Source organism: Acidisarcina polymorpha, from assembly GCF_003330725.1.
Classification (GTDB): domain Bacteria; phylum Acidobacteriota; class Terriglobia; order Terriglobales; family Acidobacteriaceae; genus Acidisarcina; species Acidisarcina polymorpha.
In genome coordinates this window covers 3,560,645-3,580,619 of the sequence record NZ_CP030840.1, presented here as the reverse complement: position 1 = coordinate 3,580,619, position 19,975 = coordinate 3,560,645, and the positions used below count along the sequence as shown (strand labels likewise).

Genomic DNA, 19,975 nt, shown 5'->3' with positions numbered 1-19,975 from the left:
GGGGATTTAGCGGGGACCCTAAGCACATATCAGGAGTAATCAGCATCAGTCGAGGGAGCCGTAATCCCGACGTAAATCAATGATTTATATAACTCAGCATATCTCAGTAGCAACAGACATCAATTGAGCTCCTTTCTTCTGTTAACCGAAGGGTTGTAGGTTCGAGTCCTACCTGAGGAGCCAATCAATCCAACGTCCCCGGTATTCTCCCCCGGCCCTGGAGCGACTGATTGTTTCCATCGCCCCTCTCAACTCATCGGTGCTGAAGTGGCCGTACCGTGCTGCCATCTTTACCATGGCGCTCGGCGACCATCCGACGATCTTGGCGACCTTTGCGATCGGCGGAATCGCGTCGAGCATTCGAGATATCGCCGTGTGTCTAAGGTCATGGGTTCGGCAGACCAGCGCCCTTCCTTCGCCTGGATAGAGTGTCTCGCCGGCGACCTTCCTCCCTGCAATCCAACTTGTCTTCCTGGATCCCATCGGCTTTTCAGGATTGATCTGATAAGGGAGCGAGTGCCCATTCAGATAGCCGGCCTCTCCGTCCAAGCCATATCGTTCTGTCGCCTTCCCTGGATGGCTTCGAGGAGACAAATCGCATTTATCGGATTACGAGGCGGCGCATACGCGTGTCGGAATTTTCTTCCCCAAGCCCGTAGAGAGACGAGCAATCGGTGATTGGCTCTTGGCGAAGATGACAAGCCGAAAACGTTCTCTGCAGCAAGCCGCAATCGCCCGCGAGGAAGAGGTCTACAGAAGAGAGCACGCAGAATCCTATATACCCATAGGCGAGGTATTTGCCAATGTCCTGCAGGGCAAGAAAGAGATTCGTCCAAAGGTGACCCCTGAAGTCGAGAGGGACGAACAACATGCGTCAGAATCCGAATCAGGCATTTGCTCGAAGTGCGTTACCACGTGGATCCTCGAGACGACGGAGCGCGGCCGCGAGGTACACCGCTGCGACTGATGGAAGATCAGGATGCGATCGCGTACGCGTGCATCAGCATCCTGAAAGCCAGATCGCCATTCTCAAGAGGATGGAAGCTGTGGCGCATGGTCATTTCCATATTGTTATCAGTCGGCCAGGTGGAAGCGTTCGTGTAATCGTTCTCTGTGCCCAACTTATATGCCGTGTCCCAGCTTTGAATCACTCGTTTGAGTTTGGGTATCTCCAGGGGAGAAGCTCAAGACGGCTTTTACCTCCTTCATCGTTACAAGAAACGGGTTGAATTTCCCTGAGTTAAAGCGCCAAGTGGCAATCTTGGCTGCAGAGTGGAAACCTGGAATCATCCTGATCGAAGACAAAGCATCAGGCCAGTCAATTCTGCAGGAGATCAAGCAAAGCACCCGCTTTGCGGTCCGGCCGATCAAGGTCGACACTGACAAGCTGTCCCGAGCTCATGCTGCAAGCCCTCTGGTCGAATGCAGTAAGGTCTGATCGAAGCCATGAAGCAGCTGGCTAGCGCGTCGCACGAGGACCAGACGGAGTGGCTGGGCTTATCGAAACCGGCCCCGCCCTTACCGGACTTGGTCCCGCAGTGTGATCCATGCGGCTCAACCTTCATCCAGAAGCTGTTTGTGAGCTACCGTTGTGGCCAGTGCGGGAGCCAATTTGGCGCTCCGGTGTATGTGTTCTCGGAGAGCCAGCGAATGCCTTCGTGGAGAGTCTAATGGCAAACACAACGAACCTATACTACAACTCCAATATGGCACGATGCCAAGAGGGAGCTTTCGGTAGGACAAGGAGCAGGCGGTTCTCTGGAACGCTGCAGTCGAGGAAATTCAAGATCGTCGCCGTGGACTCAACCTCGGCGCATCCGGTTGAGTATGAGGGGAAAAAGGCGGCGTACGTTGTGCCTAGATGAGGCCGCTTGAGGGTTGTCTGAATCGACTTTTCTGATCGTTAACGGACTCTTCGTCCAGGTTATCGTCCGCTCTTTTTCCGATATTCGCCATTTTCATAGCGTCTGACGATCGAAGGATTGGGAGCCTTGCAGTTGTCCGGATCGTCCTCGAAGTAAAGGCACGAAGGCACACCGTCGACGAATGCAATCTCCACTGCGCCCTGCCGGGTCACTCCCTTCTGATCATAGGTCGCGTGGATGTGGCGGGGCCTGCCTTGTGTGTCTAGTTGATCATCTACCTTAACGCTCTCGAGCCCGAGGTACTGGTTCATCAGCCAGCCGGCGGCGTTTGCTCGTATCAGGTCGTCGGCTAAGCTATGTGTGTCCAAGTTTTGTGCGCTGGTGGCTTTGCTGGCGTCCGGAACGTAACCCGAAAGGTGAACTGGATCCTCACCCGTGGCGAAGCGGGTCAGGTTTTCCTGCAGACGCGCCAACGCTTTGCTTGTGCATCCATTTTCCGCAATCAACTTTGGGATGTCCCGGCTGAGTGAGATGCTAGAGCCGATCATGTCCTTCATCTGTCCGGCCGTGTCTCCGACTGGATCTTTCGACCCAAGCACCTGCAAGAAGCTGCGCATCCCGTTTCGCTGCGCCGCATCTTCCAGGTCGACCTTGGCCGCAAAGGCGCGTGGATCGGCATAAACACCGATGGGCCGGCGTCTCCACTCGATGCAGGTGTCGGGGCTGACCTGAAGTCCATACCCGTTGACCAGGTGCTGAGACCTTGCGCATTCCTTCACGGACATCTCCACCTTGTCTGCAGGCAAATTGGCAGGGCAGCTCTTGCCGTATGTCTCCAGATAGCCGGCAAACATGTCCACAAAGATGACATTTGCCCGCTCGATGCCGGAGTGCGCGAAGTCGCCCGTGTAGAGCGCACGAAACAATACGGCATTAGCAAGGTCGGCGGTTTTCAGACTGGAGGCCACAATGTCACCCCGGCGCAACGCCGCCTGCTCAGCCTTCTCCTCCTCCGCTCGCCGGGCCAGTTCTGCTTTCCGCGTCAGAATCTCTGCGCGAGCGGTTCTGGCAACGACAAGTTGACGGTACACATCCGTTTCACGGTCGTCCTGGAGCCGGAAAACATCATCAAACAGGAACGCTACACTTTCCGGGTCGCCTGTGGTCTCGATCGTTTGCCGAAACCTGGGAGCCATTTTCGCCAGTGTCGCCTCCCTCCGCGTGATGTAGCTTTTCGCAAGACTGACAGCTTCAGGAATGGCCGGCGGGTCAAGGAAAACGCTTTGAAAGGCGGAGAACCATTCCGCCCCATCATCCAGTCCCTGTCGAGTTGCGGGGAAACTATCGGCCTTCGCTTGCTGAGGAGGAAGCATTTCGCGAAGCACCTGACTGCGCCGATCGGCAAGCTTCGCTTCGAGAGCGCTACGCTGCTCAGCGGGAACGGCCTGAAAGAGGGCGGCATACTTACGGGGCGCATCCTTCAACTGCCCGGCGCTCTCGGGACTGGCAGGGGCGCTTAGCAGCGGTTTAAGATGCGCCTCAAGAGCTGGCTCAGCGGAACGCGTGATGGCATCCTTCACGGAAGCCAGAAACTGGGTTTTCTCGCTGGGCCACACCCGAGCGAGTTCGTCTTTGCGTTTCTCCTGCAAGCTGGCCGCTTGATCAGAAGTCTCTGCGGTTGGTTGCATCGACTGCAGTAATTGCTCATCCTTCTGAAGGGCAGCCCGAGCACTGGCGAGACGATCGAGGGCGGGTACCAGCTGATTGGGCGACAGCGGACCCACGCTTGCCGATGCAGGTCGAAACGCGGAGCCGAATACCTGCAACACAATCGTCTGCTGTGCGTATTGCCGCGAGGTTTGGCATGGAATCACGTGGGTTGAAAAGAATTGCTTGCGGTCTTCATCGGACAGCTTTGAATAGGAGACCCCGAATTGCTTTTGAAACGGGTCGTCCGCGAACAGAGGGATTGCCATCTGTTGAATTTTGTCCGAGACGGTGTGGGCTAAGTCGACCCCGGGGTATTCCTTGGAGAGGCTTTGAAGCCAGGACTCCATTTGGGGGCAGACCTTGTCTGGATCAGGACGCCCCACATTGCCGCGAGGATTCACTGGGCGGTTCGGGCGGCCCTGCTGCCTGGGATCGGTCACTGTGATACCCCCGGGCAGGTGAATTTGGCCAAGACAACGAGTAACGGCAAACAAAATCAACAGTAAAACAGACCTGTTCCGCAAACCCTCGCTCATAAACTTCTCCCACGATGTCACCGCGGCCGTGCGGCAGCATCCATGCCCATCATCACTGCTCTCGACATCTATCGCCCGCGTGAATCTGTAGCGAACCCTACTAGCTCCAGCGTGCGAAGCAGCCCTATATGCCCGAAAGATCTTTGGCTCAAAGCAGAGTACGAGCCGCCGGGCAGCCTACAGCCACGATGCATACAGTCAATAACACTCATGCCACCTGCAAACCTTGCGGCAGTTTCCAACCTTCACTAGCCAAGGGGTTTGTGTTATCAGAAGCGAGCGGTGGTCCAGCCAGTCCTCAGATGAAACCGCCGCCCGGATTCCACGGAGCGGATTCTACTTTTTCTTGCCAGAGGTGTAGCCAGTTTGAATCTGCTGGCGGATTGCGGTAGGAGTGTTGTTCATGGGCGGCAGCGGTTTGTTGGTCTGGCCGAGTTTCTGCCCGATTTGAAATGGGGATGGCATAGTGCACCTCCTGATGCGGTTGTGTGTTGCTCGACCCCTTGCGTGTGATAGCACCGGGACCGAGGATAACGGGATCGGGATCGAGCCCGTCGCTGAAGTAGATTGAGCTTGCGAGTCCCAGAGCCATATTGTCCTGTCGACTGGCCCAAGAGTTTTGACAAGTTTCCGTGTGGAGCGTCAGTCCGCTTTGGAATCGCGAGCCAATCGGCGAACTGCAATCACGCTAACCCGAATTCAGCGGCCTGAAGCCTTAAGAGTTCTTAAGAATGACAACTCGATTGGAATGTGCGCCCTAAACTCCACTCAGTGCCAAGACCTGAACTTCGCTTAGAATTACCGACACGATGCGATCGGTGCACGGATCAAACTCTGGGTGATGTCGAAGTATGGCCAAGGTCAAAGGGACCATTCTGACGGGACGTCGGTGGCAATTTGCCTGGTGCGAGTTTGATGAGATCAGCCGGACGCTCACCGTGCGCAAGCAGCCGGTCAAGCTTGAAGCGAAACCGCTTGACGTACTCACTTACTTATTGGAACACCCTGCCGAGACGGTCAGCAAAGAGGAATTGCTCGATACGGTCTGGGGCAATACCACCGAACAGTCCCTGGCAGTAGCAATTTCGAAGCTGCGCAAGGCGTTTGGCGGAGATCGCGACGCAATCATCCTGAATGTTCCGGGGGTGGGCTACCGTATGGCGGTCCAGGTTGTCTGCATTCCATGGCAGCAGCCGGCGCCGTTGTCCTTATGGCTTGAACCGGGGCAGACCGTTCCAGGCAGGCCCGAATGGCAGGTAGTGCAAAGGCTCGGGCGCGGGGATGATACGAGCCCGGTCTGGCTGGCCGAGAAGAAGGATACGGCAGAGCAACGAGTATTCAAATTTGCGAACGACGGGATTCACCTGCGCGCCCTGCAGCGGGAAGTGGTTGTATCACGTCTCCTCGAGAAAGCTCTGGGAGGCCATCCCAAGTGGGCGGTGCGTATCCTGGATCGCTGGTTTGAAGATCCACCGTTCTTCATCGCCAGCGAATATGCTGGCGTCGATCTTTTGGAGTGGTCCACGACTCCTCATTTCAGAGAAATGAAACTGGAGCGGCGAATCCAGCTTGCCGCTGAGATTGCGGACGGAGTAGCCGCCGCCCACTCGGTCGGTATCCTGCACAATGACCTCAAGCCGAGCAACATTCTCCTCATCCGGAGCGAACAGCCGTGGGAGACAAACGGAGCCGCACCGTCAAGCTGGCATTTGAAGATTGCGGACTTCGGTGTAGCGTCCATCTTTGACGATCAACGGCTTCGGGAAATGGATATCTCCGACTACGGGGTTGCCGGAGGAAGCGCGGCCGAAACGCAGAGCACGCCTGTGGGCACAGCGATGTATCGTGCGCCGGAACTTCATGCCGGAAATCCGCCTACAATGCTAGGCGACGTTTACTCGCTGGGCTTACTGCTATACCAGATTGTGATTGGCGACTTCACTCAGCAGCTGTCCCCTGGGTGGGAAGTCAGGGTTCCGGACCTGCTGCTGCGAGCGGATATAGCGAAGGCGGCTGAGGTGGACCCCGCCCATCGCCTGGTCAGCGCGTCCGAACTCGCATGGCGCCTGCACCAACTCGACGTGCGACGCCGCGAATGGGAGAAATCGGAAGCCGCACGGCAACCTGCTCACGAATCTGAGAGAGTTCTGGAGCGCGCCCGGCTGCGACGGCCCTGGATGATTCTCGCTTTTGCGACTCTGATCGCAGGTCTCTGTGTTAGCTTGAGCCTTTATCGTAGAGCGCTGAGCCAGAAGAATTTGGCAGATGCCCGTCTGGCGAGCTTTGAACAGATGTACGGGTTTATGGCGCGAGATCTGCTCGGACAGTCCAATCCTTTTCTCAACGTGCCCGGAGCCAACGTCCCCGGCCAGACCCTGGTTGACGCGATTCAAACTGCGCTTCCGCGGATCGACCAACGCTTCGCGGGCAAGCCGGCCATCGCCGGTCGCCTTCACGCAACGATCGGCGATGCGTTCCGGGCGCGTGCCCAGTATCCCGCTGCCGACAACGAATATGAAGTCGCCGCACAAAGGTTCCGTGAAGACAGTGGGGAGCTCTCGCCTGACGCGATCCTCACCGAACTGAAGCGCGAGGACACCCAGATGGTGAGTCTTGCTCCCGGCGCCATCGATTCTGCCAAAGCCGGCTTTGCGCGCCAGCAGCCACTAATTGCTAAATTGCGAGACCCTAACCCTGAACTACAAGCCTGGGAGGCTCTGGTGGGCGCCAGCATCACTGGACTGAGTTCCAAACCCGGAGATGGTCTCCCTCCTCTCGAGCAGGCTATTCAAAAAGCAGAAGGTACACCTGGCTTCGACCCGCTTCTGCTTATTACTATGAAAAAAAGGATCTGCGGAATCTACTTGCGCATGGGAAACGGTGCTGCCGTGGAGCGCATCGCACGGGGACTGGTTCAGAGCGTCGTTAATACATATGGAGCGGACAGTCCCTCGATCGCCCCTTTCCAAATGTACATTCAGGAGGGGCTTTATCTTCAGGGCAAATACAAGGCTGCCATTGCTCAAGCCGACTCCAACTTTGCCCAATTTACTAAGATTCTTGGCCCCGAACACAACCTCACGCTCGCCACGCTCGCCAACCGCGCCGCCTCGGAAGGTCAACTGGGTCTGTATGAGGCGGCGGCCCGAGACGACCTGAAGCTGTATACGGCGGAAAGAGCTCTCCCTTCTCCATCCCGACGTTTTGAGATGGGAAGTCTGGCGGATGCAGCGATGTTCGAGTGTCGCGCTGGCCATTTCCAAGAGGGCAATGATTATGCCAGACAGGTGGTCCGCGAAACCAGCTCGGGACCTGCTGCCATGCCGGTTTTCGCGGCTCAGGCGACGTTCACGATAGCAGAATGCGCGATCGGAGAACTCGAGGGCTCAACGCGACCGAGCCCAGAGCGATTGAACGAGGCGGAAGCATTGCTCGATAAGGTGGATCCGAAGATCAATGACCCTCTGGGTGAATTGGGAGACTACGCTGCCAGGATTGACTTAGCCCATGCTCGCATCGCGTTGCTACGAAAGGATGAGGCCGACGCTTCCAAATTCGCTTCCCGCACAGCCGACACGTTTCAAGCAAAAGATGCTGATCCCTATGAGAAGGCTGCGTTGGAGCGCATCGAGAGAGCCATTGCAGCAAGAAGATAATCACGCTATCTACCTAAATTCAAAGATCACATTTGTCTTAAGAAGACTTAATTGGACTTCGGCTGGAAGCTAGGGCAACCTTGGCCCGTGGCGTTTCACGCGATGGACGCCCCGCATCAGGAGATTTCTCGTCATGTATCCAGTCGTCCCGACCGTAGGCATGCCTGTTGTCGCTCTTTTAATCCTCGTTAGTATTCGGGCTAACCGCCGGACTGGGCCGTGCGGGGCCAATTTAAGGCCCATCGGGATGCATACTGTGCGCCTCCAATCCTGCGTTCGGCTTCTAATCCTGTGCGTTCTATTTACCTGCCTCACAGTCGCCTCCCGTGCGCAAGGCGGATCAATCAGCAATGGGGGCAGAGTCAGCGGTTCTCTCGCCAGGACATCGCAGATCGATTTATGGACTGTCGATCTCACGGCGGGTGATGCAATAGAGCTGGGCTTCAGCATCGAGGATGCACTTCCGTCCAGCCATGATCTTTATTACGAGGTGTATGCGCCTGACAACTCGGACGCCGGTTACGGTTATGTTCACGCCTACGGAGTCAAAGCCATGTCGGTTATGGCGGATCCTGTCCTCAATTTTGGTCTGTGGCCTGCGTTCCCCAAGAAGTGGCCCCGTTACCTGCGAGCCGCCGGAAACTTCCTGGGGTTCTTTAGCGCAAATCAGCAGCTAATGGCAGATGCTCACGATGATTGCGGCGACTACTGCTACCGCAAGGCAGAACGGAACAGGATTCTGGCGGGCATCGTATTCCCCGTTCGACAGAATAAGAGCTGCTATGTGTTTCATGCGACCACCTTCTAATCAGTTCATTGTCGTAGATCTAGAGATAGCGGTGAATAGCGCTTTGGTCGTATATGAACAGACCGGAACGCCCGTACAGGCACGCTCGGAAATTGGGGTTTGTACATGTATTGGGCCGGGTCATCGCCGGAACCCTATCGGATATAACGTCAAGAGTGCGGTAGTCCTGCCCGGTGAGCCATCCTTTCGTCCTCGACCAGAGTGTTACGGCGTCGATGTTGACACTGCCCGCCTGCCCCAAGTTAATCCGGGTGTCATTGATGGCGCTGACGGCGACTTGCCCATCGAGCAAAAACGCGTCGATGTAGGGCTCGTCAATGATGGCGCGCAATTTATCGATTGCGACTTGGCGGTTAGGGACGATGAGCAGGTCTATATCCGACCCTTAGCTGGCATTCGACAAGTGACGACGCGAACCGAAAATCCGGACTTCGTCGATCCATGGGGCCTCGCCGAGCTTCAGAATATGCGAATACAGATCCATGGGTATTGGTCGACATAGGCAGTTATTGTTTCTTTGCTCCGCCGGATGGCACCGTATCGGTATTACAGCTTCCTTATTTTGGCTGTTCTTCGGGTTATTTGGGGCTCCAAGGCGCATGACATCGATCAATGGCGTGGTGACCTGCCCCCATTCTTCGTCCAGTTTGGTGTACGAAATCATAACTCACATTTTTCTGCTTTTCTTTCTTAGGTAGAGATCTCTTGGCTGTGGAGCAGCCGTGTCAGGGCCGGAGCGAAGCGGAGCCCGTCAGGGTCGCCTTGATACGGCTGGTCCACAGCCATACTCTTTGCTTCTGAAAGCGAAGCAGCCTGCCACTGCCGCGCGAACTCGTCCGGCGTTCTGTAGCCAAGCGAGCTGTGGGGGCGGCGCGAGTTATATTCCGTCCTCCAAGCCGTGATCTTCCTCCTGGCATCGAACAGGTTCCAGAACCAGCTTGTGTTGAGGCATTCGTCGCGCAGCTTTCCGTTGAAGCTCTCCATGGCTCCGTTCTGCGTCGGCTTGCCCGGCTGGATGTGCAGCAGATCGATCTTCCATTCGATGGCCCACGCCAGGTAGTGGCGAGAGGTTAGTTCGGGTCCATTGTCACTGCGAATCGATTGCGGCTTTCCGTATGCCGCGATCGCCCGTTCGAGCACGCGGGTGACGCGCCGGCTGGGGAAGCTGGTAGCGACCTCCAACGCCAGACACTGCCGGGTGAAGCTGTCGAGGACACCCAAGACGCGGATGCGCTGGCCCGCCGCCGTAACGTCGCTGGCAAAGTCCAGAGCCCACTCCTGGTTGGGCACCGTCAGCACGGGCCGTGGCTGAAGCGTCCGCCGCAGATGCTTGCGCCGTGTCCGCTTCACGGTAAGACCCAGCTCGCGATACACGCGCTGCACCTTCTTGTGGTTCACGCCCATCTCCTCATGCAAGTACAAATGCAGACGCCGGTAGCCAAAAGCGCGGATGCTCCCGCGCCAGTTCCCGCAGCCGTTCCTGAAGCGGGCTGTCATCTCTCTGGCTTCGATAACGGCCACTCGATCTCGGCACCGCCATCAGCTCGCAGACCTGGCGCTCGCTGGCCTTGAACTCTGCCAGCAAGCGCCTCACTTCTGCCCTTCGTTCTACGAGCCCAGGGAGTTTTTTCTTATCACCGATTGCAGCATGTCCTTGTCGAGGCTGAGATCGGCGACCAGCTTCTTCAACCGCGAGTTCTCATCGCGCAGGTGCTTGACCTCTTCCGCCTCGCTCACCTCCATGCCCCCGTACTTGGCCTTCCAGGCATAGATCGTGTGCTTACTCACACCTTGTTCCCGCGCAACATCCTCGGCGGTGCGCCCCGCCTCAACCTGCTTCAGCGCGGTGATGATCTGCGCCTCCGTATGACGACTCTTGCTCATCGCACTTCCCCTTTCCTTCGTCCAAATCGTATTCCGAACTGGACGAATTCAGGGGGTCAGGTCAGTGGCAATTGCATGATCCAATTGGAAAACGCAATCGATCAAGTCTGTCACCAGAGGCCTTTCAGTAGCGGACTGGTGTATCCAGCAATCCGACTGGCGCTGGCCTTTTCACACTTACAATACTGCTCCGTGGTACACGGCTCTCTACGCTGTTGTGCCGATTGTCTTGGGCTGGCTAACGGCGTACACCTTTATCGGGCTCGTACGCTGAATAAGAACTGGTTTCAGCGCTCCGACAACTCCAGATTAGGTGCTTACCAAGGCTACGGCCATTCGGCATCAAGGCAGCAGCGTCTCCGAAAACTGCCAATCGGTCACACCGTCTCGCAGAACGGCGACATACCGGCCAAAACTGAACGTGCTGTAGTAGATTTGGTCGGCATAGCCCTCGAGCGCAAGAATGCCGCTGATCAAAACATTGAGTCCCTGATGGCCTTCTGGCGCGGTATTGACTGGCCGCTCATCGAGCCGTGTAGCCAGACTCTCCTGCTGTCACCAGCGTAATCCCATTTTCGCTATTGACGACTCCCTCGAACAGCGACGGCCTTGGCCCGGGTACTGAATATTCCTCGTGATCGTGGCTTCCCCATAGCGGTGTATAAGGTAGATGTAGGAGACATCGGGGTCTGACTGGAAGGATATTGGTCAGGATCACATCCTCGATGACCTGCATGGGCGACTGTTGCCCAAGGTTACCAACAGTGCGCGTGTCGTCGAGGAAAACGACCACATGGGACGGGTTAGCGTTCCACACCACCATACCCTTCCACGTGCCTACGACATTTGGAACATCTGAGTTTGCCATGCGAGGAATTATAGCTGTCACACAGTACCGCACAGCGCGGCGCTCCACTGCGGCTAGGTAGCGTATCACTGCCGCTAGAGCGGCTTACCGATCTCCCACCGATGCCCTGATGGGTCCATGACCGAGCCATCGCGCCAACCATAGTCGTGGTCCTGCATGGGGGATCGCACCACCGCGCCAGCCGCCACAGCCTGATCGAACACTGCATCTGGATCGTCTACGATTAGCATCAGCCGCACTGCCGTACCACCAAGCTCAGCAGGCGACGGATTACCGATGTCCGCTCCAGCCGGATGTACCCAGAATTCAGCGCCTTGCACCATGAGCTGCGCTACCATATCCTCGCCCGGAGGCGTGCTCCAGCCCGTCGTCGCGCCAAACGCTTTCTCGTAGAAAGCAATAGCGTCACGAACATCACCGGGAATGTGCAGCATCGCAGAAAAGCGGCAGCTCATGTAGCAATCAAATCTACACTATATGCGCTCCTGATGAGACTACCCTTAAGGATGCGTATCCCGCTCGCCCGTCCAGTGCGCTCGACAAGCCACCTTGTACGCCGGGTGCGCAGCATTCTTGTCTTCGATGGCCCGCTTGATCCGCTTTGCTTTGAGACGATCAGCAAGCGAGCGTTCCCGGTTTCACTGAATGGTTCTTCGGCACCTTGGCCCGGAAGCTGCATCAGCTTGGAATACCATCATTTCGGCTTGCGCGACCGCGACTACATCTTGGATAGGTCGTTCAGGTCGTTACGAAAACGATCCATCTCAAAACTTTCTCTGTGCAAACTCGAACAACGCATTTAGCGCAGCCTCACCCACCAAGACAACGCAGCCGTTCGGCCTTTTAACGAGGCTAAGTTGCGCGGCTATCCGGTCAGTATGAACTTGCTTGATCTCGACGTAAGTGCCGGAAGCCGGCGAATAGAAATCTAAATTTGTCGGATCGCCCGAATCACGCTCGGGGCGCGAGAACTGGATAGGGATGATGACTGTACTATTCTGCACTTCTTGGCGTGTAGGGTGCTCACATTGCTCATCAGCAACGCACAATCGCTTCGTCCAATCTGAGTTCCAGAAGGACTCGTGCAGTTGAGCTAGTGCTTGATGGTATTACGCCGAAGTTCCGTCGATAACAAACGGAAAGAGAGAATTGCTATGAGCGAGCGCGTTGATATGCCGCTTTGGTCACTCGAGATGTGGCGACAATACAACTGCGGATACACTGAGTGCTAGGTAGTAACAACCCATTTAATGAGCAAGATCGAGATTTTTCGCCATCAGCTCGCGCAAATGACAGATCGCGGAGAAACCTGAGTAGGCGCTCCAAGTTCATCGAACAGCGTGACCAATGTTGGAGCTAGACTCATTTCCATGGGGGCTGAGGTTGGAACAGCTGGCGAATTCCAGCTCTGTGGGAGGCGTAAGAACACTTTACCGCGTGCAGGAAGAACCGTCAGCCTCCCTCCAGCGGCATTCCTTTACGGACCGAATGAGCGCGAGCCTATCGCGAGTTGAGCGTAATGACAACGATCGCCATCAGCGCGACTACGACGACCCGGCTGGCATAATCGGTCGCCTTGACGAGAAGTCCCTCCGCAAGCGGATCGCGTTCCCCGGTTCTCAGCTCGCGCATCTTCCTCAAGAAGAGGGTGTGCATGAGCCAAATGCCGAGCGCGATTCCGATGGTAAAGGTCCGGGCGAACAGGTGGCCGGGTCCGGCGGGATACGCCCTTGCCGCCGCCACCGGAACGAGGATGCCGGCGAACGCCGTGATCACCCAGAAAGAGACCGAGTGAAGCGGGTTGGCCGCGAAGTACCACTTTCCGAAGAGCCGGTGTTCCAACGTTAGATTCATCTTTTTAAGTCCACCTCCCGTGGTGATTCAGCAGATCCGGGGAACGGACCAGACCATTAGTGCGAAAACGGCGATGGCCACCGCTGCAAAAGCCAACAGAAGCCGCGCCGGAACTAAGATTCGTAGTCAGTCAAGTGAGTTAACACCGATGTAAGTTGTTGATTCATTTGTAGCGTCATCGCGGATCAAACCCGTACTCTCCGCCGTGAGAGGGCGTTTTAATGCACTTTGCACCACTTTGCATGAGTAGGTAAGGCTTCGCTGTTTGCCGGCACAAACGGTTGTAATGATTGAGGATCCCACCTTGCTTGGGTTTGCATTGGTTCCCACCTCTTTATCACCTCTGAAGTCCCCCCAGCGTCCCCTGAAAGACACTGGTATTTCACGTCGCCGGGTTCGGGAGCTACTACGCTTCAGCCTGGTGTTGCCATACGCGATTGATGCGCAGTGTATCTAGATCGGGAAGGTCTGCCCATAGGATCGGGTTTTGAAATCTCCCCATCGGAGACAAGTTGGTTGGAAGAGCCTTCTGCGGCACGACACTCCTGAGGCTGCAGCCTAAGACGATAATTGCCGCAGATAGGCAGAGGGTCCGAAAGATCACCGTGCGTACCGCTGCTCCATGCACTCTAAGGCTCCTCGGTAATTCTCGCATCCGTATAAAAGAATTACGTCTTTTGCGGGTTGATCGGCAGAACTAACTCTAAGGCGATTGCGACATATCGGGGACAGTCCATTTTGGAATAGTTCGTTTAGAAAGACGATCTGTGGTCGTTGCAGATGCGTACTACACCCAAAAGGATGGGACGGGCCTGCTAATCCCGTCCCGTGGGAGTACAAGCGTCATTAAAATTCGTAACGTAACGACATCTCCATGATGCGACGACCTGTTTTGTAGGTCGCCGTTCCAAAGTTTGTACTGGAGGTCTTAGCACCGCTAATGATGTTGCCGAGGTCTGCACCAGTCTGCGTTTGGTTGAAAAGAAGAGTGTATTCCTGGCTCGCCAAACCGGAGAAGCTCGTATTGGGCCGATTCAGGACGTTGAAAGACGCAAACCGGAATACGATCCCGCTACCTTCGGTCAACCGAAACCGTTTGGATGCGGAGGTATCCGCGTCGAAGTAGGGCGGCGCTGGCATGTAACCGAAGTGGAAGCTACCATTGCTTCCCAAGGCGGGAAGGCCGAAGGAATTCGGGTCGGCGTATTGATGTGGCCCATGACCCTGTGGCGCGCCCAGCAGGGCAGGCTGCAGGTTGACGTCGGGCGTTCCAATCCACAGAGTGGGACTCACACCTACTCCGCACGGGTTGGCAGCGCAGGTAGAAGGACTGCGCCCTGGCAGGGTCGCAGTGGTACCGGTCGGAACGGTCAGCGTTCCCCCAAGACCGAAGTTGTTCCCATAAAGCGAAGGCATGTTTGCGCCACTCTGGAAGCCGGCATAGCCTGAGAGTTCCCAGCCGTTAGCGAGGATACCGAGCCGACGATCCTTGACTAACTCCCCTGTCCAGACACCGTACGTGACATTGAAAATGTGCTTCCGGCTGAGGTTCAAGAGGTTGTAGTCGTTGGCGTAATTGGTCGGGTCTCCACCGAACACGACACCCAGAGCCTTGGACCATGTGTAGTTGACTCCGAGACGACCATGGGCACCCTGCATATTCAGTACCGTCTGAAGTCCGTTGTAGTTGGCGTAGGCGTTGTGTTGCTGGGCACTCACCGAGTTATACAGCGGATATTTTTTGAAGGAATCGATGTGCGCTTGGTCGATGTTCTGCAAGCTGGTATTTGCGGGGCTGTTGGTGGAAGGCGTAAAAAAGGGGTACACCATGCCCGCGGTCGCGGCCGTGTCAGAACGGCTATTGGGCTGGGCACTGAAGAGAGCTCCAGCGGGCAGCGCGTTAACGTTCTCAAACGCGCTATTTAAGAGATGTTCGCTTCGATTTCCCGCGTAAGCGATCTCAAAGGTGAGGCCGTGGTTGAATTGTTGGTCGACGGCGGCGTTATAGGTCATAACCTCGGGCTGTTGGGTGTCGCCTTTGAGGAGCGACCCATTGATGTTCTGGTCCGGCGTAAACGCGCCGGGAGCGGATGCCAAACTTTGGTAAGCATGGACGGTTGCGAGTGAGGTAAAGGTGGGGGAATTAAAACTGCGCTGGCCGAGCCCGGTTGAGAGGGCGTTATTCACATCATTGAAGGAATCGTGCTGACGGTAAATCCCGAAACCGCTCCGGAGCATGGTCGTGCCGCGCCCGAACGGATCCCACGAATAGCCCACGCGCGGTTCTGGCCACACGGCCCGGCCAGACACGCCCGTGAGCGGTACGGTGGGATCGATCTTATGGTAAAGAATGCCCGGCGAGGTCGAGGGTGTTCCGGCCGCATACGCCTGAGGATCAAAGATCGAGAAGCCGACCCCGTGAGCATCGCTCCAGGGCGTAAAGTGTTCTAGGCGAATGCCCAGATCGACCGAAAGATGTGGAGTGACTCGCCAGTGGTCCTGGATATAGCCGGAGAAATTCCAGAAATACATGTTGGATTCGACTTGGATATTGCTCTGGCTGTAGCCGGAAACGTGGCCCTCTGCGAAATCCGCCACATAGTTGCCGGGAGTGCCAACCTGAGTGCTTCCGGCGGGGAAGTTACTATCGGTGTTGTAGACCGTTCCTAAAATCGGATCCACCCAGTTAGCAGGAAGATAGTACATGGTGATGGAGCCGTTGGTCCCCTGCTGCGACGCCTGGGGGTTGCTGGAATATTGATAGAAGACTCCGGCCCGCAATGTATGCCTTCCTATCAATTTCGAAAGATTGTCTCCCGCCATCCGGATCTGCTTCTTGGTAAAGATCCCGCCAAAGGTGGGATCGAAAAGGTTGAGAAAGGGCAGCCCGTCCGTACCATAATCCGTGAGCGAGGGCAGGGCTTCGGATCCGTTGTTGTACAAGCCTTGATAAGGATTTCCTGAAGCCTGAATGGCCGGAAGCTTTGAGTAGGCCGCAGGCTCCCTCGCGTTGAAGACTTGTGAAAAATACGCTCCGGCTACATATAACTCATTGGTGAGAGTGGGCCCGAAGACGGTGGTAAGGTTTGCGCTTGCGACGTGGGATGAAAGCGGGCTCTCGAGGCCGTCGCCAGGGCTATTGAGCCCTCCCATCGTGGTTTGAGCGTTCGGACCATACTGGGTCGCGGGCTGATAGGCCTTGCCACGCTCGACGCTATACGAAGCGAAGAGTTTATTTTTGTCCGAGACGGCATAATCCACCCGCCCGCGGACTTGGTACAGATTGTTATTCACCAGGTTTGTCGTGACCCAGTTGTAGTCTCCACTCGATGTACCCGTCACCGTGTGGTTCGGAAGAGGCATGTTATTCAAGATGAGCTTGGCTTCCGCATCCATATACGGACCGATATTGCCATTTACGACCGGTTGGCCGTTGGGTGCGGTCTGAGGAATGTTGCAGAGGTTGTTATAAATACTGACATTGCACGCCGCGCCGGGCGCCACAGGAACTTGGTAGAAAGGTCCAAGGTATTGCTCGATCTGGGTTTGGCTGAAGTCGCCGTTGCGCATTCCCGCAGTCGGAACCAGCGCGCTCACTGTGGCGCTCGACGCGCTGCCGTAGGCGTAAATATCCCGCTGGGCGTATTCCTCCGCGCCCACAAAAAAGGTGAGCTTGTTGTTCCGGTTGAAATTCGTATGAGGAATCCGGATCGGACCGCCGAGGCTGCCACCGGGATAGATCTGCCTATCCGGGGGTTTTCCCTGTCCTGTTGCACCGGCGATCCAGTCAATCGAGTTGAGCTGTGAGGTGCGCGCGTAAGTATAAAGCGCCCCATGAAACTTGTCGCCGCCAGATTTCCCTATCGCATTGATGACCACCGGACCACGCGCGGTGTCGGCGGTGAAACTTCCCGTCTGGACCTTGACCTCGGCTACCTGGTCATAGTTAACATTCTGAATCGCAATTCCATAGGAGCCGGGATCGGTAATGTCGACGCCATCAGTCAAAAGCGATGTCCCGTTCACGGGTGTGCCGTTCCCGGCATACGCGCCCAGCGCGCCGGTGAAGTTGACGATGGACGGATCGTAAGATCTGTTTTCAGGATTGACGTTATAGGCTGCCGTACCATTGCGAATCGCCATGCCAGGGAGAATCTTCAGCAGTTCCGTTACGTCCCTGCCCTCGACGGCCAGATGCTGAATATCGGCGGCGGAAATCGTGCTGCTTAGCTCTCCTGAATCGGAATTGAGTTGGTTTGTCGCGGCTGTCACGGTGACGCTCTCGCTCGCCGTGCCGAGCTTTAAGTGGATGTCCCGGATGGTTCGCTGATCCCCTGGATCGAGGTGAACGTCGGTCTGCTCATAGCTCTCAAACCCTTTCGCTTCGATCCGGACTTGGTAGTCGCCGCTGGGCACTCCGGAAAAAGAAAACGCTCCGGAACTATTGCTCGTTGTCTGGCGAGTGTCTCCGGTAGCTGTATTGGTCAGCTTGATCTCCGCCTCTGCGATCGAGGCCCCGGCAGGATCGACCACAATGCCACCTAGGGTGGCCGTGGTGCCCTGCGGCCGCGCGGACTGCGGCGCGACGAAGACCAAGCTGAAGACCAGGGCCACGATGAGGCTTGGTACAACCCGCGTCTGCCCGAAAACCGTATAGTTGAAGTTCATCTTTCGTTTCCTCAATGGCTTCTCCTTAAAAGTCCGCTTCTTAATCGAACTATCTGCTACTAATCCACAAAGAGGTAAACGTTTCCTCCGGACACTGCCCTCGGACTCGCTTCTGCTTTGTGCCGCGAGTCGCTGTGATGGGTTTCCATTTCGAGCAAATGCTTCAAAATTTTGGCGACTGTCCACTACCCTCTCGCAATGACGGGAGGACACTAATGACAAAGTCGAATAATAGGGAAGGTTAAAGGTGTACCGAGATGTACGGCCGCGTGAAACATAGACGTACGTTATTGATTCCACGATAATTAGCTCGGTGTCTCAGCGCGACGAGCGCGCTTGTACATCCTCGCCGCCCCTCTGTAGAATCGAGCCATAAAGTGGCTTGATTAGGGGACCCTTGTGCAAGAAACCTCCGTTCAGACGTCCATCAACGTGGAGCGCAAAGAGCTTGAGTCAGTTCTATCGCACTTGGAACGCACCCCCCGTCTCGCCAACCTTTTGCGCTACCTCGCGGAGAGGTTTCTAGAGGGTGAAGGCGAGCAACTCACCGAATACAACATAGCGACCGAGGTGTTTGGCCGAAAGAAGAGCGAGTTTGTAGCAAGTGAGGACGCGATCGCCCGCGTCGAGACGCACAGGCTTCGCAAGCGATTGAAGGCCTACTACGACGCCGAAGGCAAAGACCATTTCATCCAGATTCTGATTCCCCCGGGAACGTATGTCCCGGTGTTCATGGATCGAAGCACGGAGATTGGTTCGCCGGTCGAACCATCATCCCAGCCCGGCCCGCAGCAGACGCACAAGACACCGCGACCGGATCTTCCAAGCAATAAACCGCCTCTCGGTGCTCGAAGGACCGGTCGCGAACCGTCCGAACCGCCTCAAGGGGCTGGCGTCGCGGCGCACTACGCTCGTCGGCTGTGGTTATATGCCGTGTGCGCGGCTGCGGTACTCGTTGCCGTTCTTGCGATCTACACACCTGTACGCTTCAAGCGCGCAGAAGCTGTCAAGAGTTCAGCCCTGAGCCGCCCCGCAACTGCGTTCGATGCCTCTTCTTCGAGGACACCGGTACCGTCCTCGGTCGCAATTCCTTTTCGCCTGATTGCGGGATACACCGGGCCGCCACAGAGAGATAGCGTCGGAGACGTATGGCAGACGGACCAGTTTTTCCAGGGGGGTTGGTCCTTGCGTCGACCGGCCGTCTTTCTCCCACGAACTAGCGATCCTTTCATCTATCGGTACGGTAGAGCTGGGGATTTTTCCTACAATATTCCGCTGAAGCCTGGAATCTATGAACTTCACCTCTATTTCGTTCAACCATCAGACACGGATCAGTCCGAAGATGCCGCAAACAAATCCATTTTTAACGTCTCAATCAACGGCCGTCTCGCGCTCGAGGCTCTCGACATAGTCTCCGATGCAATGGGCCGTAATATTGCCGACGAGCGGGTGCTTCGCGACATTTCTCCGACTTCCGACGGAGTGTTGCACCTTCATCTCAGTACTGTAGTTGGAACGCCTTCGCTCAGCGCCATTCAGCTTCTGAGCGGGACGCCGCATAAACAACTTCCCATTCGCGTGATCGCGCAACCCACGTCGTTCACCGATGCCAAAGGGCAGTTATGGCATCCGGACAATTACTTTATGAGCGGCCGGCACGTGTCCCATGACCTTCCCGCAAATGCACCTCTGGACGCAGACTTGTATACCACGGAGCGGTATGGACATTTTTCCTATGCATTTCCGGTAGATCCGCGAGACCGGTATGCGGTCGTTCTTCATTTTGTGGAACTCTATTTCGGGGAAGGCGAAGGGGGAGCAGGAAGCCGCGTATTCCGGGTCATGTGTAATGGAAACACGCTTCTTGATGCTTTCGACATATATAAGGAAGTCGGCAGCCTGCATATGCTTACAAAAACATTTCACGACTTGAAGCCGACAGCGCAGGGGAAACTGAATTTAACGTTTGAGCCAATCAGGAACTATGCCACCGTCTCCGCCATTGAGGTCATTGACGAGTCCAATTAGTCGGCGTCCCTATCGGAGGGCCCTAAATGCGGACCTCAAGCAACCCGTAAAGCATATGGCAACGGAAACGCGTTTCGCGGTCGGAATTCTTGCAATCG

The 19,975-nt window shown here is 56.1% G+C and carries 14 protein-coding genes and 1 pseudogene; 6 read left to right on the top strand and 9 right to left on the bottom strand.

From position 1 onward, the window contains the following. Positions 1 to 168: 168 nt before the first annotated feature. Positions 169 to 594 carry a hypothetical protein gene (locus ACPOL_RS15335; RefSeq protein ID WP_236656814.1) on the bottom strand — a complete coding sequence of 142 codons (426 nt, stop codon included), beginning with the start codon at positions 592 to 594 and terminating at the stop codon, positions 169 to 171. A 100-nt stretch (positions 595 to 694) separates the two neighbouring features. On the opposite strand from ACPOL_RS15335, the gene ACPOL_RS15330 reads away from it, so the two are divergent. Both ACPOL_RS15330 and ACPOL_RS15325 read left to right on the top strand, forming a co-directional pair. After that, positions 695 to 967 carry a hypothetical protein gene (locus tag ACPOL_RS15330; protein ID WP_114207821.1) on the top strand — a complete coding sequence of 91 codons (273 nt, stop codon included), beginning with the start codon at positions 695 to 697 and terminating at the stop codon, positions 965 to 967. A gap of 240 nt (positions 968 to 1,207) precedes the next feature. Then, a complete protein-coding gene (locus tag ACPOL_RS15325; protein WP_414633374.1) occupies positions 1,208 to 1,438 on the top strand; it encodes a phage terminase large subunit family protein in 231 nt (76 codons plus the stop codon). A gap of 486 nt (positions 1,439 to 1,924) precedes the next feature. Here the strand turns inward: ACPOL_RS15325 and ACPOL_RS15310 are convergent, their stop codons facing one another. Continuing rightward, entirely contained in the window at positions 1,925 to 4,111 is a 2,187-nt protein-coding gene (locus tag ACPOL_RS15310) for a hypothetical protein (RefSeq protein ID WP_150133018.1), read from the bottom strand. Between the two features lie 336 nt (positions 4,112 to 4,447). Next, complete coding sequence (locus ACPOL_RS35505) at positions 4,448 to 4,576, bottom strand: hypothetical protein (protein WP_275066488.1); 129 nt, start codon at positions 4,574 to 4,576, stop codon at positions 4,448 to 4,450. Positions 4,577 to 4,962: 386 nt separating this feature from the next. Between ACPOL_RS35505 and ACPOL_RS15305 the strand changes: the two genes are divergently transcribed. From ACPOL_RS15305 to ACPOL_RS33175, 3 genes are all read left to right on the top strand, one after another. Continuing rightward, positions 4,963 to 7,767: a protein kinase domain-containing protein gene (locus ACPOL_RS15305; protein WP_114207816.1), complete on the top strand. Its 2,805-nt coding sequence runs from the start codon at positions 4,963 to 4,965 to the stop codon at positions 7,765 to 7,767. 133 nt (positions 7,768 to 7,900) lie between these two features. Further along, positions 7,901 to 8,575 (top strand): hypothetical protein, encoded by a 675-nt coding sequence (locus ACPOL_RS15300; RefSeq protein WP_114207815.1) that lies wholly within the window; start codon positions 7,901 to 7,903, stop codon positions 8,573 to 8,575. Continuing rightward, complete coding sequence (locus ACPOL_RS33175; RefSeq protein WP_150133017.1) at positions 8,559 to 9,077, top strand: hypothetical protein; 519 nt, start codon at positions 8,559 to 8,561, stop codon at positions 9,075 to 9,077. The genes ACPOL_RS15300 and ACPOL_RS33175 overlap by 17 nt, the downstream gene beginning before the upstream one ends. Before the next feature lie 188 nt (positions 9,078 to 9,265). Here the strand turns inward: ACPOL_RS33175 and ACPOL_RS15290 are convergent. From ACPOL_RS15290 to ACPOL_RS15265, 6 genes and pseudogenes are all read right to left on the bottom strand, one after another. After that, positions 9,266 to 10,459, bottom strand: a pseudogene (locus ACPOL_RS15290) (IS3 family transposase). Between the two features lie 342 nt (positions 10,460 to 10,801). Next, on the bottom strand, positions 10,802 to 10,936 hold the full coding sequence (locus ACPOL_RS35500) for a hypothetical protein (RefSeq protein WP_275066487.1): 135 nt from the start codon (positions 10,934 to 10,936) through the stop codon (positions 10,802 to 10,804). A gap of 46 nt (positions 10,937 to 10,982) precedes the next feature. Further along, complete coding sequence (locus ACPOL_RS15285; RefSeq protein ID WP_150133016.1) at positions 10,983 to 11,327, bottom strand: hypothetical protein; 345 nt, start codon at positions 11,325 to 11,327, stop codon at positions 10,983 to 10,985. A 74-nt stretch (positions 11,328 to 11,401) separates the two neighbouring features. Further along, positions 11,402 to 11,782 carry a VOC family protein gene (locus tag ACPOL_RS15280; RefSeq protein ID WP_114207812.1) on the bottom strand — a complete coding sequence of 127 codons (381 nt, stop codon included), beginning with the start codon at positions 11,780 to 11,782 and terminating at the stop codon, positions 11,402 to 11,404. A 1,045-nt stretch (positions 11,783 to 12,827) separates the two neighbouring features. Beyond that, the gene (locus tag ACPOL_RS15270; RefSeq protein WP_114207810.1) at positions 12,828 to 13,181 is read right to left on the bottom strand and encodes a hypothetical protein; all 354 of its coding nucleotides are present in this window, start codon (positions 13,179 to 13,181) and stop codon (positions 12,828 to 12,830) included. An 846-nt stretch (positions 13,182 to 14,027) separates the two neighbouring features. Then, positions 14,028 to 17,864 carry a TonB-dependent receptor gene (locus ACPOL_RS15265; protein WP_150133015.1) on the bottom strand — a complete coding sequence of 1,279 codons (3,837 nt, stop codon included), beginning with the start codon at positions 17,862 to 17,864 and terminating at the stop codon, positions 14,028 to 14,030. 384 nt (positions 17,865 to 18,248) lie between these two features. Here ACPOL_RS15265 and ACPOL_RS15260 point away from each other — a divergent pair, with 384 nt between their 5' ends. Then, a complete protein-coding gene (locus tag ACPOL_RS15260; protein WP_114207808.1) occupies positions 18,249 to 19,877 on the top strand; it encodes a malectin domain-containing carbohydrate-binding protein in 1,629 nt (542 codons plus the stop codon). Positions 19,878 to 19,975: the final 98 nt, after the last annotated feature.